The 21,321-nt window shown below is 54.9% G+C and carries 22 protein-coding genes, 3 tRNA genes and 2 pseudogenes; 5 read left to right on the plus strand and 22 right to left on the minus strand.

Going from position 1 to position 21,321, the window contains the following annotated elements; translation table 11 throughout:
- Positions 1–38: 38 nt before the first annotated feature.
- The gene (locus RSDT_RS01615) at positions 39–2,297 is read left to right on the plus strand and encodes a vitamin B12-dependent ribonucleotide reductase (RefSeq protein ID WP_096400378.1); all 2,259 of its coding nucleotides are present in this window, start codon (positions 39–41) and stop codon (positions 2,295–2,297) included.
- A 115-nt stretch (positions 2,298–2,412) separates the two neighbouring features.
- A complete protein-coding gene (locus tag RSDT_RS01620) occupies positions 2,413–2,901 on the plus strand; it encodes a metal-dependent hydrolase (RefSeq protein WP_231941876.1) in 489 nt (162 codons plus the stop codon).
- On the opposite strand, the gene murJ is transcribed toward RSDT_RS01620, so the two are convergent.
- The 4 genes from murJ to mnmA form a co-directional block, all read right to left on the minus strand.
- A complete protein-coding gene (murJ, locus tag RSDT_RS01625) occupies positions 2,822–4,501 on the minus strand; it encodes a murein biosynthesis integral membrane protein MurJ (protein WP_231941877.1) in 1,680 nt (559 codons plus the stop codon). The two genes, RSDT_RS01620 and murJ, sit on opposite strands and share 80 nt — an antisense overlap.
- Before the next feature lie 74 nt (positions 4,502–4,575).
- Positions 4,576–5,280 (minus strand): Bax inhibitor-1/YccA family protein, encoded by a 705-nt coding sequence (locus RSDT_RS01630; protein WP_096399300.1) that lies wholly within the window; start codon positions 5,278–5,280, stop codon positions 4,576–4,578.
- A gap of 90 nt (positions 5,281–5,370) precedes the next feature.
- A complete protein-coding gene (locus RSDT_RS01635) occupies positions 5,371–6,228 on the minus strand; it encodes an adenine nucleotide alpha-hydrolase family protein (RefSeq protein ID WP_145954793.1) in 858 nt (285 codons plus the stop codon).
- Positions 6,229–6,285: 57 nt separating this feature from the next.
- On the minus strand, positions 6,286–7,368 hold the full coding sequence (gene mnmA / locus RSDT_RS01640) for a tRNA 2-thiouridine(34) synthase MnmA (protein ID WP_096399302.1): 1,083 nt from the start codon (positions 7,366–7,368) through the stop codon (positions 6,286–6,288).
- An 89-nt stretch (positions 7,369–7,457) separates the two neighbouring features.
- Between mnmA and RSDT_RS01645 the strand changes: the two genes are divergently transcribed.
- On the plus strand, positions 7,458–8,639 hold the full coding sequence (locus RSDT_RS01645) for a ThiF family adenylyltransferase (RefSeq protein WP_197702120.1): 1,182 nt from the start codon (positions 7,458–7,460) through the stop codon (positions 8,637–8,639).
- Between the two features lie 202 nt (positions 8,640–8,841).
- Here the strand turns inward: RSDT_RS01645 and cysK are convergent, their stop codons facing one another.
- Positions 8,842–9,798 carry a cysteine synthase A gene (gene cysK, locus RSDT_RS01650; protein ID WP_096399303.1) on the minus strand — a complete coding sequence of 319 codons (957 nt, stop codon included), beginning with the start codon at positions 9,796–9,798 and terminating at the stop codon, positions 8,842–8,844.
- Between the two features lie 80 nt (positions 9,799–9,878).
- Positions 9,879–10,355 carry an RrF2 family transcriptional regulator gene (locus RSDT_RS01655; RefSeq protein ID WP_331712857.1) on the minus strand — a complete coding sequence of 159 codons (477 nt, stop codon included), beginning with the start codon at positions 10,353–10,355 and terminating at the stop codon, positions 9,879–9,881.
- 284 nt (positions 10,356–10,639) lie between these two features.
- On the opposite strand from RSDT_RS01655, the gene RSDT_RS01660 reads away from it, so the two are divergent.
- Positions 10,640–10,731: transfer RNA gene (locus RSDT_RS01660), tRNA-Ser, on the plus strand.
- Between the two features lie 112 nt (positions 10,732–10,843).
- Here the strand turns inward: RSDT_RS01660 and RSDT_RS01665 are convergent.
- The 4 genes from RSDT_RS01665 to RSDT_RS01680 all read right to left on the minus strand — a co-directional run bounded on the left by RSDT_RS01665 (position 10,844) and on the right by RSDT_RS01680 (position 12,607).
- Positions 10,844–11,257: a hypothetical protein gene (locus tag RSDT_RS01665; RefSeq protein WP_145954794.1), complete on the minus strand. Its 414-nt coding sequence runs from the start codon at positions 11,255–11,257 to the stop codon at positions 10,844–10,846.
- A 176-nt stretch (positions 11,258–11,433) separates the two neighbouring features.
- Positions 11,434–11,509 (minus strand) — tRNA-Thr (locus RSDT_RS01670).
- A gap of 106 nt (positions 11,510–11,615) precedes the next feature.
- Positions 11,616–12,542, minus strand: a complete 927-nt coding sequence (gene prmC / locus RSDT_RS01675) for a peptide chain release factor N(5)-glutamine methyltransferase (protein ID WP_096399306.1) — start codon at positions 12,540–12,542, stop codon at positions 11,616–11,618.
- Positions 12,532–12,607, minus strand: a tRNA-Lys gene (locus RSDT_RS01680). The genes prmC and RSDT_RS01680 overlap by 11 nt, the downstream gene beginning before the upstream one ends.
- Before the next feature lie 272 nt (positions 12,608–12,879).
- On the opposite strand from RSDT_RS01680, the gene RSDT_RS01685 reads away from it, so the two are divergent.
- The gene (locus RSDT_RS01685; protein WP_096399307.1) at positions 12,880–13,494 is read left to right on the plus strand and encodes a DUF456 domain-containing protein; all 615 of its coding nucleotides are present in this window, start codon (positions 12,880–12,882) and stop codon (positions 13,492–13,494) included.
- Positions 13,495–13,580: 86 nt separating this feature from the next.
- Here the strand turns inward: RSDT_RS01685 and cas10 are convergent, their stop codons facing one another.
- The 12 genes and pseudogenes from cas10 to RSDT_RS01725 all read right to left on the minus strand — a co-directional run bounded on the left by cas10 (position 13,581) and on the right by RSDT_RS01725 (position 21,274).
- The gene (cas10, locus tag RSDT_RS01690) at positions 13,581–14,942 is read right to left on the minus strand and encodes a type III-A CRISPR-associated protein Cas10/Csm1 (protein WP_096399308.1); all 1,362 of its coding nucleotides are present in this window, start codon (positions 14,940–14,942) and stop codon (positions 13,581–13,583) included.
- Between the two features lie 585 nt (positions 14,943–15,527).
- A complete protein-coding gene (locus RSDT_RS01695; RefSeq protein WP_231941917.1) occupies positions 15,528–16,061 on the minus strand; it encodes a Card1-like endonuclease domain-containing protein in 534 nt (177 codons plus the stop codon).
- A gap of 124 nt (positions 16,062–16,185) precedes the next feature.
- Entirely contained in the window at positions 16,186–16,668 is a 483-nt protein-coding gene (locus RSDT_RS01700; protein ID WP_172414398.1) for a PDDEXK family nuclease, read from the minus strand.
- Positions 16,658–16,966: a CRISPR-associated protein Csx16 gene (gene csx16 / locus RSDT_RS01705; RefSeq protein WP_096399311.1), complete on the minus strand. Its 309-nt coding sequence runs from the start codon at positions 16,964–16,966 to the stop codon at positions 16,658–16,660. Before csx16 ends, RSDT_RS01700 begins: the two co-directional genes overlap by 11 nt.
- 72 nt (positions 16,967–17,038) lie before the next feature.
- Positions 17,039–18,016: a 16S rRNA (adenine(1518)-N(6)/adenine(1519)-N(6))-dimethyltransferase RsmA gene (rsmA, locus tag RSDT_RS01710; protein WP_096399312.1), complete on the minus strand. Its 978-nt coding sequence runs from the start codon at positions 18,014–18,016 to the stop codon at positions 17,039–17,041.
- Entirely contained in the window at positions 18,006–18,965 is a 960-nt protein-coding gene (locus RSDT_RS07810) for a hypothetical protein (protein ID WP_408606713.1), read from the minus strand. Before RSDT_RS07810 ends, rsmA begins: the two co-directional genes overlap by 11 nt.
- Positions 18,886–19,086: pseudogene (locus RSDT_RS07815) on the minus strand (GTP-binding protein); the annotation flags it as partial. The pseudogene RSDT_RS07815 and the gene RSDT_RS07810, both read right to left, overlap by 80 nt.
- A gap of 221 nt (positions 19,087–19,307) precedes the next feature.
- Positions 19,308–20,000, minus strand: a pseudogene (hflX, locus tag RSDT_RS07820) (GTPase HflX); the annotation flags it as partial.
- Between the two features lie 26 nt (positions 20,001–20,026).
- On the minus strand, positions 20,027–20,338 hold the full coding sequence (locus RSDT_RS07710) for a hypothetical protein (RefSeq protein ID WP_331712859.1): 312 nt from the start codon (positions 20,336–20,338) through the stop codon (positions 20,027–20,029).
- Entirely contained in the window at positions 20,319–20,483 is a 165-nt protein-coding gene (locus RSDT_RS07715) for a hypothetical protein (RefSeq protein WP_331712860.1), read from the minus strand. Before RSDT_RS07715 ends, RSDT_RS07710 begins: the two co-directional genes overlap by 20 nt.
- Positions 20,484–20,485: 2 nt before the next feature.
- A complete protein-coding gene (locus RSDT_RS07720; protein ID WP_331712861.1) occupies positions 20,486–20,620 on the minus strand; it encodes a hypothetical protein in 135 nt (44 codons plus the stop codon).
- A gap of 63 nt (positions 20,621–20,683) precedes the next feature.
- The gene (locus RSDT_RS01725; protein ID WP_096399314.1) at positions 20,684–21,274 is read right to left on the minus strand and encodes an IMP cyclohydrolase; all 591 of its coding nucleotides are present in this window, start codon (positions 21,272–21,274) and stop codon (positions 20,684–20,686) included.
- Positions 21,275–21,321: the final 47 nt, after the last annotated feature.

Consider the following 21,321-nt stretch of genomic DNA (forward strand, 5'->3'; position numbering starts at 1 on the left):
TATATTATATCTTTATGATAAAATTAAGGTTATCTTTCATGATTCCCATGCCTGAAAATCTGTCTCATCCGCAGCTGTCCGCCAACACCGAAGTGGTGTTGCAAAAACGCTATCTGCGCAAAACTCCGGAGGGATATCCCGACGAAAGTCCGCGTGAGCTCTTTTGGCGTGTTGCGTCTGCCGTCGCTGCGGAAGAAACCAGGTATGAAAAGTCTTCCTGCCGGTCGGACGCTCTCGCGCGCGAGTTCTACGATATGATGACAAGCTGGAAGTTCTTGCCCAATTCGCCGACACTGATGAACGCCGGAACGGATCTAGGCCAGCTTTCCGCATGTTTTGTGCTGCCTGTGGGTGATTCCATTGAGGAAATTTTTGACGCAGTGAAATACGCGGCCATGATACATAAATCCGGCGGCGGCACGGGTTTTTCGTTTTCGCGTCTGCGCCCCAAGGAAAGCCGTGTGGGTTCCACCGGCGGCGTGGCCTCGGGGCCGGTGTCTTTTTTGCGTATTTTCAACACCGCCACAGAGCAGATCAAACAGGGGGGGACACGCCGCGGCGCCAACATGGGCATTCTGCGCGTGGATCATCCTGACATTCTGGACTTTATTCGCGCCAAAGAAAAAGAGGGGGAATTTAATAACTTCAATCTTTCCGTCGGGCTGACGGAGGTATTCATGCAGGCTGTGGAAAGGGACGAACACTACGACCTGCGTGCACCCAATACCGGCGAAGTCACACAGCGCCTTCGCGCGCGGGATGTTTTTGAGCTGCTGACCAACAAAGCCTGGCAGTCGGGTGATCCGGGCATTGTTTTTCTGGATCGCATCAACCGCGACAATCCGACACCGGATCAAGGCGAGATCGAGTCCACCAATCCTTGCGGCGAGCAGCCGCTGTTGCCGTTTGAGGCCTGCAATCTGGGATCGGTCAATTTGGCCGGTTTTTATGCGCCGGGGCACAATGATGACGCCGACCCGGCCGCAAAGGGGGTAGACTGGGACGAACTCAGGCGCGTTGTGCATCTGGCCGTGCGCTTTTTGGACAATGTGATTGACGCTTCGCGTTTTCCGCTCAAAAACATTGATGAAACTGTGCGCAGAAACCGCAAGATCGGCCTTGGCGTTATGGGGTTTGCCGATCTGCTGTATCAGCTCGGCGTAGCGTACAATTCACAGAAGGGTATTGAACTGGCCGAGCGCCTCATGGGCTTTGTTCAGGAAGAAGGGCACAGGGCTTCAGCCGTTCTGGCGCGGGAACGCGGTCCCTTTCCCGCCTGGCCCTCTTCTGTTCACCGCAAAGGGAAAAAAGGCCCTTATCGCAACGCCACAGTCACCACCATTGCCCCTACAGGCACGCTTTCCATTATTGCCGGGTGTTCTTCCGGTGTGGAGCCGTTGTTTGCGCTCTGTTTCACGCGCAATATTCTGGACGGGGAACGCCTTGTGGAGGTCAATCCCTATTTTGAGGCGGCTCTTTCTGCCGAGGGCCTCTCCGGTCATGAAATTATGGACAGCGTTGTGGCCAGGGGGTCCATACAGGATATGGATTTTTTGCCGGCTGATCTGCGCAGAGTTTTTGTGACTGCCATGGATATTGAGCCTGTCTGGCATTTGCGTATGCAGGCTGCCTTTCAACGCCATACAGACAACGCCGTCTCAAAAACGGTGAACCTGCCTAACAGCGCAACAGAAAAAGATATTTACGATATTTACTGGCTTGCTTACAAAGAAGGCTGCAAGGGCGTCACAGTATACCGCGACGGCTGCAAGAGCGTTCAGGTGCTGGCCACGGGCGAGGGTCAGAAAAAAATGGACGGGGACGCGCACTCCGTCCGGCCTGTCTCTTCTGTGCGCAGGCGTCCGGACGTGGTGCAGGGCTTTACACAAAAGGTGCAGACAGGCCTGGGAGCCATGTATCTGACCGTCAATGAAGTGAACGGCGCGCCTTTCGAGATCTTTGCCACCATCGGAAAATCAGGGAGGTCCATCACCGCCAAGGCGGAAGCCATAGGCCGTCTCGTTTCCCTGGCGCTGCGTTCCGGCGTGCATGTGCGCGATGTGGTGGCGCAGATAAAGGACATAGGCGGAGAACACCCCGTGTTCAGGGGCAAGGGCCTGCTTTTGTCCATTCCCGATGCCATCGCCTGGGTACTTGAAAAGCGTTACCTCAAAGACGAACACTTGGGAGACATGAATAATCTGGAATCCCGACACTGCCCGGAATGTGGAGAGACACCTGTATTTCAGGAGGGTTGCCTCATTTGCCCGGCGTGCGGCTTTTCCCGTTGCGGGTGATGACAGGGCGGCGTCTGCATGAAATGGATCACCCATCAGGCAACGGCTGTGGCCGCCGCACTGGCGTTGTAGCTGCCGCCGGGCGGGCCTGCTGGCAGCCTGTGCCGGCGCTGCCTTGTCTGACGTTCTGGATCAGCGCATGGCGGGTCTGGCCGGTTCGGCGCGCGGACGACAGCAGACGTTCAACCGCATTCACCGGGGAACCACGCACTGGTTCGGCTGGTGGGCGGCTGTTTTTGCAGGCGCGTTGCTTTTGTCGTTGACGCCGGCGGCGCGGGCAGCGGCGACAGGTCTCGGCTTCGGCGGATTAAGCCATGTGATTCTGGACATGCTCACGCCGCAGGGCGTGCCCTTGCAGCCTTTTCCCCGCACGGGCCGTTTTTCTTTCAATCTCTGTTCCACCGGCAGCCTCGGCGAATATTGTTTTCTTGCGGGTGTTGTCGCCGCGACCTGGTTTTTTCTGGGCACAGACGTCTTGCGCGTGGTGCGGCGTCTGGGGCGGAGCGTTTTTTTTAGCGCGGTTGTCATTCAACTAGCGGAGATTTCACATGTGAACTGCCCTGAACACACCGCCGGATCGTTTCCCATACAGAAGACGGCGTGAACGCGCGGGACAGGGGCAGAAAGAGCAGGGCAAAGACGCAGCCGCCGGCTACCAGCGCCACGCAGGCCGCGCCGATGGGCGGAAGCGGCAGCTCCCGCAGACAGTATTCGGATATAAGCCAGGCCGCTGCCGCGCCCGGCAGAGCGCAGAAAAAGACCCGCAGCCCAAGGCCGCGGATCCCGGCAAAAGCACTTTTGCCGTGGCGATGAATCCATATCCCCACGAGCCAGAGCGTGTACAGGCTGACGCTTGCGCCGGAAAGCGCGGCTATGCCGGCCGCGCCCGCGGGAACAGCCCAGAAGTAGTAAACAGGCAGACATATCAGGGTGACGAGTGTGCCTGTGGCGGCAGGGGTGACAGTGTCGCCGTAAGCGTAGAAGCCCCGCACCAGCACCATGTAGACAATCCAGAACGGGGCCGGCGCCAGCATGAGCCGGGTCAACGGTGCTGCGGCCAGCGTTTCCTCCGCGCCGAAGCTCCCGCCCTGAAAGATGACGCATAAAACAGGCCAGGCGGACGCCGCCATCCAGAGCGCACAGGGGATGACAAGCGCCAGTCCGGCGCTCAGAGCTGTGCGTAGTGTCTGGTGAAAGCGTTTGTTTTCGCCCTGCGTCAGTAGACTCACGAGAAATGGGTAGGAAGCCACGGCGGCGGCCTGTCCCATGAGACCAACAGGAACCTGGGCGATGCGCCGCGCGTAATTGAGCAGGCTGACCGCGCCGTCACCGACCAGACTGCCGAAAACGCGCAGAAACTGTTCGTCCAGCATGATGACGGTCTGCCCCAGCATGAGCGGCAGGGCCGTGAGCAGAAATCTGCCCATGAGCGCGTGCCGCCAGATCGGTCGCAAACGCAGCCCGCCCGCTGCCGCAACGCGCAGGGGTAGGAAAAAAGTGCCCAGGGCAGCGCCGACAGTGACGCCGGCGCAATACCCTGTCATGCCCTGAACAGGAGCGACAACTGGCAGCAGCAGACCCGTGGCGATGATGCAGCCGTTATAGACCAGCGGCGCAAGCGCCGGTATGCTGAACTGCCGCCGCAGATAGAGCAGGGCAGTGAGGCAGGCGCCGCAGAGAAAAAATATCTGGGCAGGCAGAATAATTCTCATAAAGAAAGCCAGGCGTTGCCACTGGTCGGGGGCGAAGCCCGGAGCGGTCAACCGGGCCAGAGGTTCCGCCGCGAACATGCCGAATGCTGTGAGAAGGATTGAGCCGGCCAGCGTCCAACAGAAGACGCAGGAAAAAAAGCGCCAGGCGTCGTCCTCGTCCTCCGCAAATCTGCGGGAGAGCAGGGGGATGATGGTGATGGACATGAAGCCGCCAGCCAGCAGATAATTAATGATGTCCGGCACCACAAAGGCGGCAAAATACATATCCGCCTCGCCACTCGCGCCGAATTGCCAGGAAATAACTTTGTCCCGCACAAGGCCCATGAGCCGTGAAAGAATGGCGCTGACAGCCAGAATCAGCGCTGCCGGGCCCATGCGGTGACGTGTGGCGAGCCCCGGCATCAGTGTGGTTTCCCGGCGGCTGCCAGAGGCCTTGGCGCAAGCCCCGGAGGGAGCTTGAGTGCCATGTAGTTCAAGCTTGCATTTTTTCACAGAGTGCCGGGGTAGACTGTGAGGGCGGTCAGGGCGTTTACTCCTGCTGCCTCACGCGCTGTCACAGGGTCATGTCAGTTACGGTTGGTGCCGAACAAGCGCAGCAGCAGGAGGAAGAGATTGATAAAATCAAGGTACAGGGTCAACGCGCCCAATATCGCTCCGCGCCGGACAGCCGTGCCGTCATTCAGAGGGGCGGTTTCGCCGAAACGACGCAGTTTTTGCGTGTCGTACGCTGTGAGTCCGGTAAAAATCAGAACGCCGAGGCAGGTTATGATGAAATCCATCAAGGTGCTTTGCAGAAAAATATTGACCAGCATGGCGATGACAATGCCTATAAGCCCCATGAATAAAAAACTGCCGAAGGCTGTAAGGTCGCGTTTTGTCACAGTGCCGTAAAGGGACATGGCGAGAAAGGTACCCGCCGTCGTCAGAAAGGCGTTGGAAATGGAAGCTGTGGAATAGACGACGAAAACGGACGAAAGCATGGCCCCGGTCAGGGCTGAATAGAGCAGAAAAAGGCCTGTGGCCGTCTGCCCGGACATTTTATGCACGGCGGCGGAGAGAGCTATGACAAGGCCGAACTGGGCGATAATCAGCGCTACCGTGATAAGGCTGTTGTCCAGTATGGTCTGCTGCAGATCGGGCGACGACGTCACTCCGTAAGCCACAGCAGCGGTCAGGGCCATACCGACCGTCATCCACTGATAGACTTGACGCATATAGACGGAAGCGGCGCTGACGCCGCTTTGGGCGATAGTGCGGGTAGTTGGCGACATGGTTCCTCCTGAAATGGTTAGTAATGTGTTTTTTGCTTCTGCAATGTGTTTACCTGTTTTTACAGAGTACTCACGGTATAGTTATAAGATTTAACCCGCGCTTGGCAAGTTGTCAAAATGCCCGCTGATCTGTTCCACCGTCACCACAGGGACATCACTGAACCCTGTTTCCGCCAAAACGCCGCGCAGGGCCGCCAGCACGGCGTCTGTCAAGTCTGCGTAAGCCACATGCAGCACCGCCTGCCCCTCCTGCTCAAAGCGCAGGCGGAAACGGCCCCTTTCCGCCTGCGGGTCTTCCGCATCCGCGCCGCGTGTGAGCACGGCATGACGCCGCAGCACAAGCCCGACGGCTTCTTCCGCCGTGTTCAGAGCAGCCAGACTTGCATATGTCGGGCGGATGCCGTAGTTATACCTGGTAAACAAACACGGATGGGCCGACTGATCGGGCATGTCCATGCCGTTTTTCCGGGCCAGCGCCCGAATATCGACTTTGCGCAGCCCGGCTGCGGCCAGTGGAGAAATAATGCCCAATTCTCTGAGGGCGCGCAAGCCGGGCCTGTATCCTTCTCCATCCGAAGCGTTTGTGCCGTCGCACAGCGGCAGATCACCCGCTTCCGCCCTGAGCGCCCTGAAAACCGCGTTTTTGCAATGATAACAGCGCTCCCTGCCGTTCGCCGCAATCTCAGGAACCTGCAACGGGTCAATGGACAGCAGCGTCAGAGAAAGCCCGTTCAGTTCAGCCCAGCTTTCAGCCCAGGCGCTCTCCTCGGCGGGAATGTGCGGCCCTTTCACATGCAGCACCCTGACATCCAGCCCCAGACGCAATGCCGTAAAACTGAGAAAACGGCTGTCCACGCCGCCGGAAAAGGCGACGGACAGAGCGCCCAGCGAGCGCAGATGATCGTGCAGCGAATGTTCACGGTCAGGCAATGATTGGGATGATGTCATACAGTTCTCAAGAGTTTTTATAATATAATTGGACTGTTGCTGATGCAAAACATGTTGTTAGCGGATAATGCCGCCGCCTACAACCAGATCGCCGCAATACAGCACCAGAGATTGCCCCGCCGCAACTCCCTGCTGGGGTTCGGCAAAAGATATGGAAAGCTGTGAGGCCGCAGCGCCCGGCAGTGCCGTCACCGTCACGGGGCGTTGGGATGAACGCAGACGGGCGGCCAAAGAGTGCCCCGCCGTCTCAAGAGGAACATGCAGACGCGTGTATTCAAGGGTGCAGTCCTGTTGCAGGCTTTCTTCGTAATCTCCCGCCACAACCTCATTGCGCGCGGGGTTGACGCGCAGTACATATAAAGGCTTTTTTGCGGCGATACCGAGCCCCTTCCGCTGGCCGGGCGTAAAGTGCCAGAATCCCGCATGGGTTCCCAGCTCAAGGCCGTCGGAATCAACAATCTTCCCCGGGCTGTCCGGCATATTCAACAATGCCGCATAGCCGCCGGCGCAGAAATCCTGGCTGTCGGGTTTGGCATGCATGGGCAGGCCATGCCCGGCCGCCAGAGCGCGTACTTCCTTTTTTGTCATGTTCCCCAGGGGAAAAAGGGCGCTGTTGATCTGGGACCGGTTGAGACGGTAAAGGAAATAGGATTGGTCCTTGTGCGGGTCACGTCCGCGGAGCAGAACATGCCGTCCGTAATGCTGGGAAAATTCCGTGCGCGCGTAATGTCCTGTGGCGAAAAAATCAAAGTCCAGACCGCATTCCCTGGCCAGTGAAGGCAGAAGGCCGAATTTCAGCAGATGGTTGCAGCGGACGCACGGATTTGGCGTTTTTCCGGCCAGATAGGTTTTTTTGAAATAGGACAGCACAACAGCCTTGTAAGAAGCGGAGCAGTCAAAAACATGATGCGGTATGCCCAGCATGGCGCTCAATATGGCGGCCGAAGCTATATCTTCCTTTTCGCCGCAATCGTAGCACGCCCCTCCGCGCGAAGGAGCGGGCGGGCCGTCATACACGGACATGGTCGCCCCGATGACACGGAATCCCTGCTTCACAAGCAGCAGGGCGGCCACAGCCGAGTCCACTCCGCCTGAAAGGCCGATCAGAATTTTTTTGCGGAGGAGGTGCCCGGCGCTCATGAGAAACTCCAAAAAACGCTTGATTCGAAGTAGGCTGAAAGATTAATATTACTTATTCTCAATTTTAAAGAAATGTAAAGGAGTTCCCCGTGGCGGAGGGGAAAAAAGATGACAGTGCGCTGCCGGCCTTGGACAGAGGGGAAATGTTTCGTTACAGCCGCCATATATTGATTCCGGAAGTCGGTATTGAAGGGCAGAAAAAACTGAAAAAAAGCCGTGTTCTGCTGGTCGGCGCCGGAGGGCTCGGCTCTCCTGCGGCCCTTTATCTGGCTGCCGCCGGGGTAGGGCTTATAGGTCTTGTGGATCATGACAAGGTGGAAGAAAGCAACCTGCAGCGGCAGATTATCCACGGAGAGGGAGATATCGGCAGGCTGAAAACGGCTTCGGCCAAAGACGGCATCCTGCGCATCAATTCAGGGGTCTTGGTCGTCACCTTCGACGTGACGCTTTCAAGCGCCAACGCGTTTGATATTTTCAGCCGTTTCGACATCATTGTGGACGGATCGGATAATTTTCCCGCCCGCTACCTGATCAATGATGCCTGCGCCCTGCTGGGCAAGCCGGACGTGTATGGCGCGGTGTATCGCTTTGAAGGACAAGCCACGGTGTTTGATGCCGTGAAGGGCGGATGCCTGCGCTGTTTGTTTTCTTCCCCCCCCGCCCCCGGCACGGCGCCTTCGTGTGGAGAAGGCGGCGTTTTCGGAGTGCTGCCCGGCATTGTTGGAACCATCCAGGCGGCCGAGGTCATCAAGCTGATCCTGAACGGCGAGGCGCCGCTCATCAACCGTCTGCTTGCCTTTGACGCCTGGGATATGCGCTTTCACGAGTTCGCGCTGCGCAAAAAGGCGGATTGCCCTTTGTGCGGCGAGCATCCGCATATTAAGGAACTTATTGATTACGAGTGGTTTTGCGGGTCGCATACGGAGGATGCTCGTGCGGGAGAGGATACGGTCGAGGAGATCAGCCCGCAAGAACTGAAAAATTTTCTGGATCACGGCTCTGACATGCAGGTGATAGACGTGCGGCTTCCCGCGGAGCTGGCAATCAGCAGACTTTCTTTTGCCGTGCCGATTACTTTACATGAACTGTATACGCGCATGGACGAGCTTGACCCGCAACGGGATGTGGTTGTGGTGTGCAAAAAAGGAGAAAAAAGTGTGTTTGCGATACAGGGCCTGAGGGAAGCGGGTTACCACGGCCGCCTGCTCAGCCTGAAAGGGGGCGTGAACGCGTGGGCGGCGGAGATTGATCCCGACATGCCTGTTTATTAGGCGGAGACGCGCTTTCCCCGGTCAGCCGGTTCAGCGATTTTCCAGAACAACATCTAGGATGGACACGCGCCCCTGCCACGATGCCGGCCGAACTCCACTTGACGCCGCTGGGGTGAAGAAATATCACCGAAGCGCTACATTGCGGCAGTGCTGCGCGGCTGTTGCTTGGCATTTATGCGGGATCATGCCGGTCAGCAGGAGATTACACGCCGACGCCTTCATACAGAACCGAGGAGAGATAGCGCTCCCCGGCGTCCGGAAGAATAACTACGATTGTTTTTCCGGCGAATTCGGACAGCTCGGCGAGGCGTCCGGCCGCGGCCGCGGCCGCTCCGGAGGAGATGCCTGCCAGAATGCCTTCTTCCTTTGCAAGCCGGCGGGCGAATTCAATCGCCTCCTCATTGCCGACAGGCTCCACTCTATCCAGCAGGCTGACATCCAGTGTGTCCGGGATGAAACCGGCTCCAATCCCCTGAATCTTGTGCGGCCCTGCCTGCAGCGGCTGCCCGGACAGATGTTGGGTAATGATCGGACTTGTCTGTGGTTCAACCGCTACCGAGACGATGGACTTGCCCCGTGTTTTTTTGATATAGCGTGACACCCCTGTTATTGTTCCTCCCGTTCCCACACCCGCCACGACAGCATCCACACGGCCGTCCGTGTCGTTCCAGATTTCCGGCCCCGTTGTTTTTTCATGGATGTCGGGATTGGCCTGATTTTTAAACTGCTGCGGGATGAAATAGGCGGCCGGGTTGCCCGCGGCTATTTCTTCGGCCTTTTTAATGGCGCCGGGCATGCCATCCATCCCGGAAGTAAGAATAAGCTTGGCCCCCAGCATGGCAAGAACGCGCCGTCGTTCCAGACTCATGGTTTCAGGCATGGTCAGAGTCAGATCATAACCCCTTGCCGCCGCAACACAGGCAAGCGCGATGCCTGTATTGCCGCTGGTGGGCTCAATAATTTTTACCCCCGGCTTCAAAACGCCGCGGGTCTCGGCATCCCAGATCATTGCCGCGCCTATACGGCATTTGACGGAGTAAGAGGGGTTGCGGCCTTCAATTTTCGCAAGGACCGTGGCCTTCCGGCTGACAACTCTGTTGAGCCTGACGAGCGGCGTGCAACCGATGGATTGTGAATTATCCTGAAAAATTTTGGACATAACTGAACTCCTTGTATGTTATAGTATTAAAACGACAAAATCAGGTATAGTTATGTTTTTAAGAAATAGCTATGCTGATATTATATACTATAATCAGACAAAGTTACATCAGCGTCCGCGTCTACCAGATACTGCAGTGATTTGCTGTTATAGACCTCTTCAACGGCAGTTTTCGCTTCCCGCCAGACCGGCAAAAAAATGCAGTTGCCCTTGAGTCTGCACTTGTGCAGCGGCGCGTCTCCATCACAACCTATATTATAGATGCTGCCGTCAATAAATCTTATAATGTCGCCTACGGTAATGCCCGAAGGTGTTTTTGCCAGTGTGAATCCGCCGCCTTTGCCGCGCCTGCTTTCCACAAAGCCGCCATGACGAAGCTGGTTCAAGATGTTTTCCAAAAAACGTTCAGGGATGGCCTGGATTTCGGCTATCTCGGAAATCCGCACCAAGCCGTTCCCGTGCCGTCGGGCCAATTCAAACAGAGCCCGCAACCCATACTGACATTTTAAGGAAACACCCATCCCGTGACCCCCTTCAAAACCTGACAGATAAGTCATGCAACTTTGTCGAGATAGTTATAATTTATCTGTGGACGAAAAGCAAGCGCTTATCAGAAATGTCCTTACTGCTCATGCATGCGGTCTTGACGGAATATAGAATCCGATTAAATCGACCCAAAAGCCGCCTTGCCCGTAGGTTTCACTTCCAAAGATGCTTTTTTTTGGGTGGCTTTCAAGCAATTTAACTATTTTATATCGTTAGGGTATAGTGGATTTTTTTATTTGAATATTTCCCAGGGATAAATTACTGCTTGTGGTTGCCGCTGATTGTAGCGGAACATGGAGGGGTGGCAGAGTCCGGTTTATTGCACTGGTCTTGAAAACCAGCGAAGGTGGAAACCTTCCGGGGGTTCGAATCCCTCCCCCTCCGCCAAATTTAAGTCCAGATGGATACAGAAAAGGAATTGATAATTTGACGACAAAGGAGAAGCCGGGATGCCTCAGCTTTAGGGAACCTGTTTTTCATTCTGTGAGAGCAGTATCTTTCAGGTGAAAAAAATAATTACCAAGGGAATAGCCATGAAAAAGACAGCATTATTGATAGGTTTCAGCTTTTTTCTCTCCTTCGCGCTGCCCGCGTATGTGTCAAACACTGCTGCCGGCACTGTGGTGTCCTGTGTCAGCTCCGCCCATGCCGCGAAAAAAAGGTCAAGATGAGAAAACACCTGAAGAAAAACAGCACAAGCGTGAAATCCCACAAGCGCAGCGTGCCGAAAAAGTAAGATATTGCAACACCACGCGTTGCCCTTGCCGCGATTCTCGCCAGCGCCACTGGAGCCGGGCGCGCAATATGATATCGCCTTCTCCCCGCGCGGGGCAGCTTGGATGTGGTTTCGGCGCTGGGTGAACGAGGTGACAGAGTTGGTTAACGATGGCGTGCCGGTGCGGCGGAACTCCAAGCACACCATCCATCACCACAAATTCATGTGATAGACAGCCGGTCTTTGCAAACGGGCAGCTTTAATTACAGCTCCGCCGCAGTGAACAAAAACGCGGAAAACTCCACGGGCATCATCTGGGGATTATTGTCCAATTGCATTGCCGCAGATTGCCGTTGGAGCTTCCCTGATATTCTTGGAGCTGGCGATGGGATTTGAACCCGCAACCTGCTGATTACAAATCAGCTGCTCTGCCAGTTGAGCTACGCCAGCGGCAAAAAATCTCTATCCACTTTTGATTTTTATTGCAAGAACAAAATGCCGTTTTGCCAGGGCCGGCAAACTCATTGGTCGTGTAGACGAAGCGCGTCCCGCCGCATCAATGTTTCCAGGCAAGTGTGCAGCGTTCCAGACCGGCCAGATCCTTGCGCGTGCAAATGCCGCCAAAAACAAATGATTCGTCAAGCAGCCGGCGCACCTTCGCGCCCTGATTCGCGCCGTGTTCCAAGAGTAAAAGTCCTCCTGTTTTGAGAGCGGGTGCCGCAAGAGCGACAACAATTTTCAGGCAGGCAATGCCGTTCTCTGAAGAAAACAGCGCCATATGCGGTTCAAAGTGCAGCACTTCGTCCATAATTTGACTTCGTTCGCATTCCGCAATATAGGGAGGATTGCTCACCACAAGGTCATAGGCGCATGCCTGCAACGGGGCAAGGCGCATATCAGCTTGGACGCACGTCAGTCGCGATGTCGCCTTCAGTCTGTGCGCATTTGCCTGGGCCACTGCAATAGTCCTTGGGTTGAGATCAAACAAAACACCGTGCCAGGACGTGCGCTCCAGGGCGATCGTGATGCCGATGCAGCCGGAGCCGGCCCCGACATCGGCGAAGGTGAGCGGGGATGCAGGCAGGAGTTCCAGAGCGGTTGCAACAAGCAGTTCCGTGTCCGGGCGCGGGATCAACGTATCGGGAGTGACTGAAAAATTGCGGCTGAAAAACTCTTTGTGCCCGATGAGGTAAGCCAGCGGTTCCCCTTTGATTTTGCGGTTGACAAGAAGGTTTACCGCTTTAACCTGCGCGGAGGTCAATTCCATTTCCGTTTCAAGCGTACAGCGCAGGCGATCAATCTTCAACAGGTGGCAGAGCAGCAGTTGTGCGCAAAGGCGGGGACTGTCGATGCCGGCCTGCCTGAGACGGGTTGCGGCTTCGACAAGATATTGCTGAAGAGATACCGCGGATTGGCAGATCCGCGGTGTCGTTGCTGTTACGTCTGGACTCGATGTAAGAGAGAGAGCAGTGTGGTGGGCCATCAGGGACTCGAACCCCGAACCAACTGATTAAGAGTCAGCTGCTCTACCAATTGAGCTAATGACCCTGCGGGTGTTCATTTTTTTTATATGCCGAACTTTTTTGATTGTCAATCCTTATAAATATATCAAGACAAAGTGTCCTGCTTGTCTAGGGGCTTGTGTTCGCGCTTTCTTGCGGGTATACTGAAAATTTCAGTGGAAATGCAACAGCCTCCCCCGTGCGGAAGGCAAGGTTGTGCGCATGCAGGACATGCGCAACATAATGTAACGGCAAAACCCGGATTCCGCTGCGGCCGGGAATCTCTGCGGCGAATCAGGGGCATGCTTGCGGGCGGTCATGGATTATCTGCCTTTTCCCATCGCTTCTGTGCTTGCGGGCGCATTTCTCACGCTGTTTTGTTTTATACTGCTGTTGAACATTTTTGGTTTGCCGGCCAACTGGGGTCTGCTCGGCCTGACGGCTCTGTGGAAAGTGCTGCACCCTGCCGCGACAACCATGGACGTATGGTTCTGGGTTATGATGGTCGGGCTTGCGCTGACGGGCGAAGCTCTGGAACTGGGCATGCAGATTTTAAAAGCGCGGCGGTATGGTTCCAGCTCGCCGGGCACGTTTGCGGGCATGATCGGCGCCGTTGCCGGCGCGATTTTTCTGGCGCCGCTTTTTTTTGGACTGGGCGCGTTGATCGGCGCTTTGGGCGGAGCATGGACAGGTTGCTTCGTCACAGAACTTTTTATTCGCCGCAGACCACTCAAGGAAGCGATGGACGCTGCCTTCGGCGCCATGATGGGGCGATTTTTGGGCACAGTATGCAAGTGCGGCGCTGGCGGTGCCATGCTGGCGCTGACTGCGGGGCGCATATGGCCGCCCTCAGTTCCGTTCGTGCCTGGTTCGCCGGACGCGCTGGATAGCGCGGCTCAGGTTATGCTGCGCCTTGCGCGCCACTTGTGCTGAAGCGATATGGACACTCCTAAAGAAGGGTCAAGTTGACGTTTTGCAGCAGCGCCTTGCAATCTGGCGGACGGCATATCGTGACTTTTTCATGTGAAATCTCCCGCTTGCCCGGTATGGAAAATTCTACTTCTGTTCGCTGTTTTTTGTGAAAAATTACCTAGCTGGAGTGCATTCCTGCGACGATGGAAGAGAGTCTCAATCCCTTTCAATTCAGGGTTACGTTCATACCACTCTCGGATGATGCCGACCAGTCCGTAACTATGACGGAGAAACCAGTCGTCAAATTCCCGTCTGATTTTTTGCATGTTTTCAACAGTATTCGGCGTGTTGGGGGCGACAATAAGGAATTTTCCGGCGGCGTTTGTAATCTGGCTTGTGGATGGCAGGTTCAGCGCCTCAAGAATGCGCAGTGCGGCAAGCTCAGTAAACAGCGCTACCTGAAAGGAACGCCCGCGCAGAATTTTTGCTGCCTGCTTGTTGGTCTGGCTGCCTTCTGCAAAAATAAAATTCTGCACGCCAAAAAAATCACCCTGTATCAGCAGAAACTTTTTCTCGTCATAGCCGGCGCGATCGTGCATATTGCGCACGGTCGCCGTCTCGTCACCATTTTTTATTTGGCCGTAACGCCACATGGCCACAGCCAAGGCGGCTGTAGCTTTGCTGTGGTCGTACAGGGAAACGTCCGGCTTTATGCCGAAGGCTGTTGCCGACGGTATGGCATGGGTGAATGTCAACCACAAGGAATCAAAATGGTCAAGCCATAATGGCCATGATTTGCAGTGTGACTGGGGGATTTTGTCAAGGCCTTCCACAAATGCCTTCCACAACGCACTGTATTCGGTTTGCGCCGCGCTGTCCGTATCCGGCTCGCATTCTTCGCGCCGCATGGGGAAAATATCGGCTGGACTTAGCGCTTTAAGCGGATAACGGTATTCGACGTCTTTCGAGCCTTGTTTTGTGGGCAACAGCAACTGTTCAAACACAGAGAGCAGTCTTGCCTGATAATGGTTGCGGCCGGTGTCTGTTTTGTCCTCAGCCTGATTGTATTTTTCAAATTCTTCACGTTCGAAGCCGGAAGCAGTTCTGTCCGCAACAGCAATAATCCATTGGAGGTATGTGTCCGGCTTGTGGTGGGCTGCCGCCGCGTTGACGAGGCTGTCGGTAATAGTTTCGGTTTTTGTCCTGTCCGCAAAAGGGAACATGTCGCCTTTGATCACGTCCGGCCATTTGCTCTCCAGTTCGTCAAAGGCAAGGGCGGTATAGGCGGCGTGTCTGTGCGAGTGGTAGCCGCCTGCTTCGTGAAACGGGCAATACAAGGTGGTGTTGCCGTCCAGCTTATCCTGAGGGAAGCGGGAATTCCCAGTTTTGTCGGCGCGCTGGACGAATTTGCCGAGGTCATGCGTCATGGCGGCAAAGGCAACACGGCATGAGGCGTCAAGTATGTTCATTTTTCAATCCTGAAGACACGTTGTTAGGGTTTTGATAAGTCTTTTTGATGGACGTTGATGCTGGTGCAATTACTTTCCGTTGCTCTCCAAATAAATCCTGATGTGTGCTGGTTCTTGTCAGATGACGTTCATCGTTCCGCACAAGCTACAGCAACAGCCAGTCAGGTTCAATATGACATCCCTAAGAATGGCAGCCAGTTGCCCTTGAACGGGTGGGCCGAATAAAAGCAGATAACGGCTGTTCATTGATCAAAAGATCAAGCAGAGTGCTCAGCCTGCGCATATCTTTGTCGCATTTTTGCATCCGCTTCACATTAACACCGACTATATCCCCAAATCCGCAAACAGATCATGGACAGACGCGTTTCAAGCTCCGGTACAGGACGGCACTGCGCATCCAGCCCGTTTTCATCCATCATTTGTCCGCCAAACCGGGCAATCAGATCGGCCACCAGAGCAAGGCACTCCGCCGGAACGACTATTTGTGCGCAAACTGTCTGTTGTGTTTGTATTTGGGGTATCGTTTTTTTTGGAGTATTTTATCCCAGTTATGCCAAAGTCAAATTTTTTTATGGATCCACAGGTTCATTTTTCCGCAATCCATTGTTCCAAAAGATTTTTGAGATTACGCAGGTCATCTTTTTGTACAACTTTAATGACGTATTTTCGCGCTCTCTTTCCGTGCGGTGTTCTGGTTGACTCGTCCAGTCCCCGCCAACTGACAAGCATTGCCTTGGTTTTCAGACCTGTTTCGACCATGAGCGTCTTGAGCTTGTACAATGCTGCGCTACCGTTTTCATGTTCCAGTCGCGCTGTTTTACATTCGATCAGATGCAAACAATTCTTTGCCAGAAAGGCAACGTCCGCTTCATTTTTCACGCCCTGTACATGGCTTTTGATTGTCAGATTACGGGCTTTGTCCTGAATTTTTTTGTCCAGCTTCAAGAGTGTCTCATATACATATTCTTCAAGCCAGCCGCCGCACACATACCGACGTGCCGATTCATCTGTAAACGCAAATCTCCTGTCGTCAAAATCCAACAATTTACAGTCGGAACTCAATTTTAACAGAGGCAGCGTATTAGAATGGTTCGGCGGTGTGAGATTGAAATCCAGCATTTGTTCGTTTCTAGGTGCTGACACAAGGCCATTCAACACACGCAATGCCTCTTTATATTTTGTCGGGTCATTAACCAGTGCGTTAGTAAAAGCGGGAATGTTTTTCAGAGAATTTTCTGATGGATTAGCAGTATATCCATACCCCAGCAGATAGTCCTGTAGTCGCAAATTGCCGAAGGGGTACGGTCATCATGGTGTCTGGATCCAATTTGCCGGCATTGTGCATGACGAGTGCGCTGTTGTCTCTTTCTATCATATAAAACACCGGCAGGCCTTCCATGGCGAACATGGACTGGGCGGCAATGGTCATGATTTTTGTGCCGCCCGTCAGGTTTAGCGCAAGCTTTTGCTGTTCATTGTCGGTCAGTATATTGAGCAGTTTTTCTCGTATTTCATTAAAATTATAGGCGTCCTGAATTTCAACAGTTTCTGATGCAATGCCGTGCTTTTTCAGCACCGCAGCCAGGCCTTTTGCTTTCATTTTGGTGGAGACAAGCATAATGACCCTTTTCGCCTTTGGGCCAAGATTGTTATCCACCGCGGGCAGGAGATTCGGGGCGATCTGATCGGAAACAAGGCAGACATGCACGTCAATATCAAAGGTCATCGTCATCCTCCATTGCGTTTATGGAATAACGCTGCAAGCGCGCCTGTGCCGCTTCCAGATCGTCGGCCGACAGGGGCATGCCCCGCTGTGACTCGTCGGTCGTCAGCACCAGAGAATAGAATTTCGCGCCCCGGCGGCAAATCTCTGCCGCGAGGTCAAAGGGCAGGGTGCCCATAACAATATCACCCGCACAAATGTCCTGCGCGTCCAGATGCGCGACACGGCGGTCAATCAAAATTGCCCTGCGCCGTGCCCATTCAAGCGCGCCGGGGTGGCGCGTTACAAACCAGCGCGTCATAAATACGCTTTTACTCTTTGTATTTTATTGATGTTAGCATTGCGCATAAGCACGGTGTCAAGTAAGAACTGTTCAAGATGAGATGGCTTCCCCGTCCGGGATGGCAAAGCCGTCTTCAAACTGCGCCGTCATTTTGCCTTTCACGGCGCGGAGGCGTCTTTTGTCGACATTTTTCAATCCTTGCAGGGCCACGGGCACCGCTGTCTTTTCGCCTCTCAGCAAACCCATGGTGTGTGCGCCCTCACTCAATCTTTGAAAATCTGTTGTCGACAGCGATTCCGACCGCTGTGTCGGGGCAATGCCCAACGTGTTGAGGAGGCCGGTCATTGCGGACAGTCCGGCCTGCCGAAAAATGGCGGCAAGCTGTTTGCGCCGCTGCTGAAAACAGAGATGAAGCAGCCGTGCCAGAGTCCGCGGGTATGCCGGTCGTTTAGCGATGGGGAGAGGTTCAAGGGAGAGGACAACGGATTCTACCCTGGGAGGGGGAGTGAAGGCGCCGCTCCCGACCTTGAATGCGGCGTCTGGCCGTGCAAAAGCCTGTACCCAGACAGAGAGTGCGCCGTAATGCCTGCTGTCCGGCTGCGCTGCCATTCGCTGTCCGACTTCATTTTGAACCATGAATACAGCCCTGATGAGACCTGTGCTTTGAGAAACAATATTCCAGACAAGACGGGAGGCAATATTATACGGAAGATTACCGATGATTTTCCAGGGATACCCGATGTGTATGCGTCGCCAGTCAAAATGGAGAGCATCCATAAGCACCGGCATTGTACGCGCTCTCTCAGAACAACGGCATTCTGCAAGGCAATGGCTGTCTTTTTCGATTAGCAGCAATTGTCTGTGAGGCCGTGTTTCAAGCAGACGCGTCAAGGCGCCGCGCCCCGGACCTATTTCAAGAATGCGGTCTTCGGGCTCCGGCTTAAGAAGAGCAACGATGCGCGCGCAGATATCATTGTTGTGCAGGAAGTGCTGGCCAAGGCTTTTTTTAGCGCGTGGCCGCCGCACCGCAGTATTGTTTGCGGAAGGCACGGCAGGGCTATGGCGCATCAAAGCGGTCAAAAGTCTGTGACAGGCCGGCCCTGCCCTGTGTGGCCGAACGCAGCGCGGTAGAAAAGCCGAACAGTTTGCGCAAAGGCGCACTGCCGCGTAAAAGCTTTTGCCCGGTGTGATCGTCAAGAGAATCCACCTTGCCGCTGCAAGTGCTCAGCGTGCTTATGGCAGGGCCGAGGAATTCTGCAGGCAGGTTGATTTCGACGCGCATGATCGGCTCTAGGGCCGACGGGCACGCCTTGTTGACGGCTTCTCTCAGCGCTTGTCCTGCAGCCGTGTGACAGCCGGGAGCAGTTGTCAGCCCTTCATGGTGTGCCACACCGGTCACAGACACTGAGGCATCCACGACGGGCAATCCGCTTGCGCCGCCGCTCTGCAGGGCGTCATGCACACCGTCCAATGCTGCCTGCAAGAGGTTCCCGGGCAAGTTTTTTTGCGCTTCGGCAGTGTTTTGCAAAGAATCGTCGACAGTCACTAAATTGCCTGCCAGACGCTGTCTTGGACGCACGCGGAGGGAAACAGCGCCGTGGTGGCGTTCCTTGCCGAGTTTTTTGTCAAAAAGAACAGACGACTCCGCCTCTCCGGTAACAGTTTCGCGCTGCACCACCTGCGGACGTTCCGTACGCGGACCGATGCCGAATTCTCTGCGCATGCGTTCCAGCAGTATGTCCAGATGCAGTTCGCCCATGCCGGAAACCAGACGCGCCCCTGATTCGTCATCAAGCCGCACAAGCAGGGTGGTGTCTTCTTCAGCATACCTGCGCAAGGCTTCATCCATGATTTTGCCTTCATCAGTGTTGAGCGGTTTAAGCAACAGTGTGATGACAGGCGTGTAAGCTTCAATGGCTTCCAGAGAGACTTCACGCGCAGGTCGTGCAGGCCGAGACGATTGTAATGCCGCGCTCCTGTTCCTCGGGCAGATAATCCATTGTGGCAGCGCCGTCATGCACTTCGCCCATGCGGCGGATCTTGTGCGTATCGAAGAGCATCCTTTCGGAAAGTGTTGTTTTGCCCGCGTCAATGTGAGCGATAATTCCGATATTGCGGATGTCTGGCAGCGCATGCATGATGTCACTCCGCATGCGGATATTGTGTGTCTTGCCGGCGCGTGAGGAGGCGCTCTACGTGTTCCGGCAACAATGCAAGCCCCTCTCCATTTTTTGCGGAAACGGGCAGGGCATGAGCAAAAGCGTCTGCAAGGCCGGTTTTTGTTGTGGAGGAAACTTGATCCCATTGCAGAAATTTGTTGCAAAAGATCAGGGTGAGACGCATCCGCGACATGAATCAGGATATCAGCGTATTCCAATTCTTCCAGTGTGCCGCGGAAAGCTTTCCGTAGTTCGTTCGGCAGGTTACGTATAAAGCCTACGGTGTCTGCTATAATGATTTCCCGCATGGACGGGAAATGCATTCGTCGCGCAGTCGTGTCAAGAGTGGCGAAAAGTTTGTTTTGCACCAGACACCGAGAATGAGTCAGCATGTTCAGCAGTGTCGTTTTTCCGGCATTTGTGTAGCCTACAAGGGCCGCTGAGGGAAGTCCCTTCTGTGAACGCCGGTTTTGCGTCAGGGAACGTTGGCGATGTATCTGCTCAAGTTCTTTGCGGATATGCGTCGTGCGCTCGCGGCAGCGACGGCGGTCTGTTTCCAGTTTTGTTTCTCCAGGGCCGCGACCTCCAATGCCGCCCGTCAGGCGGTCCATGGCCCGGTTCTTGCCGACAATGCGAGGTTGGGTATAGCGCAACTGAGCCAGTTCAACCTGAAGTTTGTCTGTTTTTGTGACAGCATGCTGGGCGAAAATATCAAGAATCAGCTGTGTGCGGTCTATGACTTTGCGTTCTGTTATGTCAGACAGATTGTGCAGTTGGGCTGGTGTGAGCTCGCCGTCAAAGACAAGCATTGCCGATCCGGACTGCAAGGCCTGCACCTCCAGTTCCGCGACCTTGCCCTTGTCCAGAATCAGGTTTGCATTGATTTGCTTCATACGCTGTATTATACGGCCTGTGACGGTCAGTCCCGCTGTGCCGCAAGCGCGGTCAGCTCGTCGAGGTTGCGCTCCTGCACGGTTTGCGGATTGGACGCAACAGAGACCAGGAGCGCGCGCGAGGCGTCCGGTGTCGCATCGCGGGCAAGTTCTGTCTCCAAAATTGCGGCTGTGGCGGCAAAGCACGCTTCTGTGTGATCCCAGGGCAGAGGCCTTTCTACATGATAGGGTTTGTCTGCAGCCCCGTGAGGCAGGAGATGTGCTGATTGCCACTGTACGGGATTGCCTTCCGGACTGACGCAGAGTGCAATAACGGCGTCAAGACGCAGAAAAAGCATATCTATCCATAAGGTCTTCAGCGCTTACGCCGTCAGCAGTGAGGTGGGTGTGCAGCAGACGCAGGCCGCGTAAGCGTTCAGCGCCCGTGCGGGCATAGGGCAGTTCGGGAATCAGTATGCTGCCCGCCTTGCCTACGAACACCATGTTCACCCGACCTTTGCGGGGTCAATGAGCAGGCCGATTTGTCGTCCAAGCGCGCATGAAAGCCGGGCCAGCTCGCGGGCCTGATCAGTAGTATAGACGTCTGCAGCCGGGAAACGACGGTTGAAAAGACGATTCAACGCGTTAATCTGGCTCGGCTTCAGCCCTTGCAGGTTGCCTTCAGGTCGAGGGATAATAAACTCCTATGGCCGCAGATAGGATGTGATCAGCGCGTCATAGCGTGAAGTGGACTCAACTGCCCGTGACGCCATGATTTGTCGAAATTCCAGGCTGACAGACATCTTGTTGGTTTTCAATTCGTCCATGGCCGCTTCATACCACCGGGAGGCGGGCAGCACGAGGATGCTGTGGAAATTTTTGGCTGCGGCCCGCAACATGCAGGGGCCGCCTATATCAATTTCTTCAACTATTTTTTCAATGACAAGCTTTTGTTCCACCGCTCCCGCGAAATTGTAAAGGTTGACGCAAACCAGATCAAAAGGCTGAATGTCTTTTTCAGCAAGTGCGGCAAGGTGCGACGGATTATCCTTATTGGCCAGAATGCCGGCATGTATTTTGGGGTGCAGTGTCTTTACCCTGCCGTCCAGAATTTCAGGAAAACCTGTCACATCGCTGACAGCGGTAACAGGCAGACCTGCCGCCTCAAGCGTTTTTTGCGTGCCTCCCGTGGAGATTACTTCAACATTCCGCATGGTGAGAAAAGCGGCGAAATCTACAAGGCCGTTTTTATCGGTCACGCTCAAAATGGCGCGGCGGATTGGCAGCATTTGCATTGTACAGTCTCCTCCGTCCCGTCGGGTGTTCCGATTGCGGCCATATG

It is taken from the genome of Candidatus Desulfovibrio trichonymphae (assembly GCF_002355955.1).
GTDB classification, from domain to species: Bacteria; Desulfobacterota; Desulfovibrionia; order Desulfovibrionales; family Desulfovibrionaceae; genus Desulfovibrio; species Desulfovibrio trichonymphae.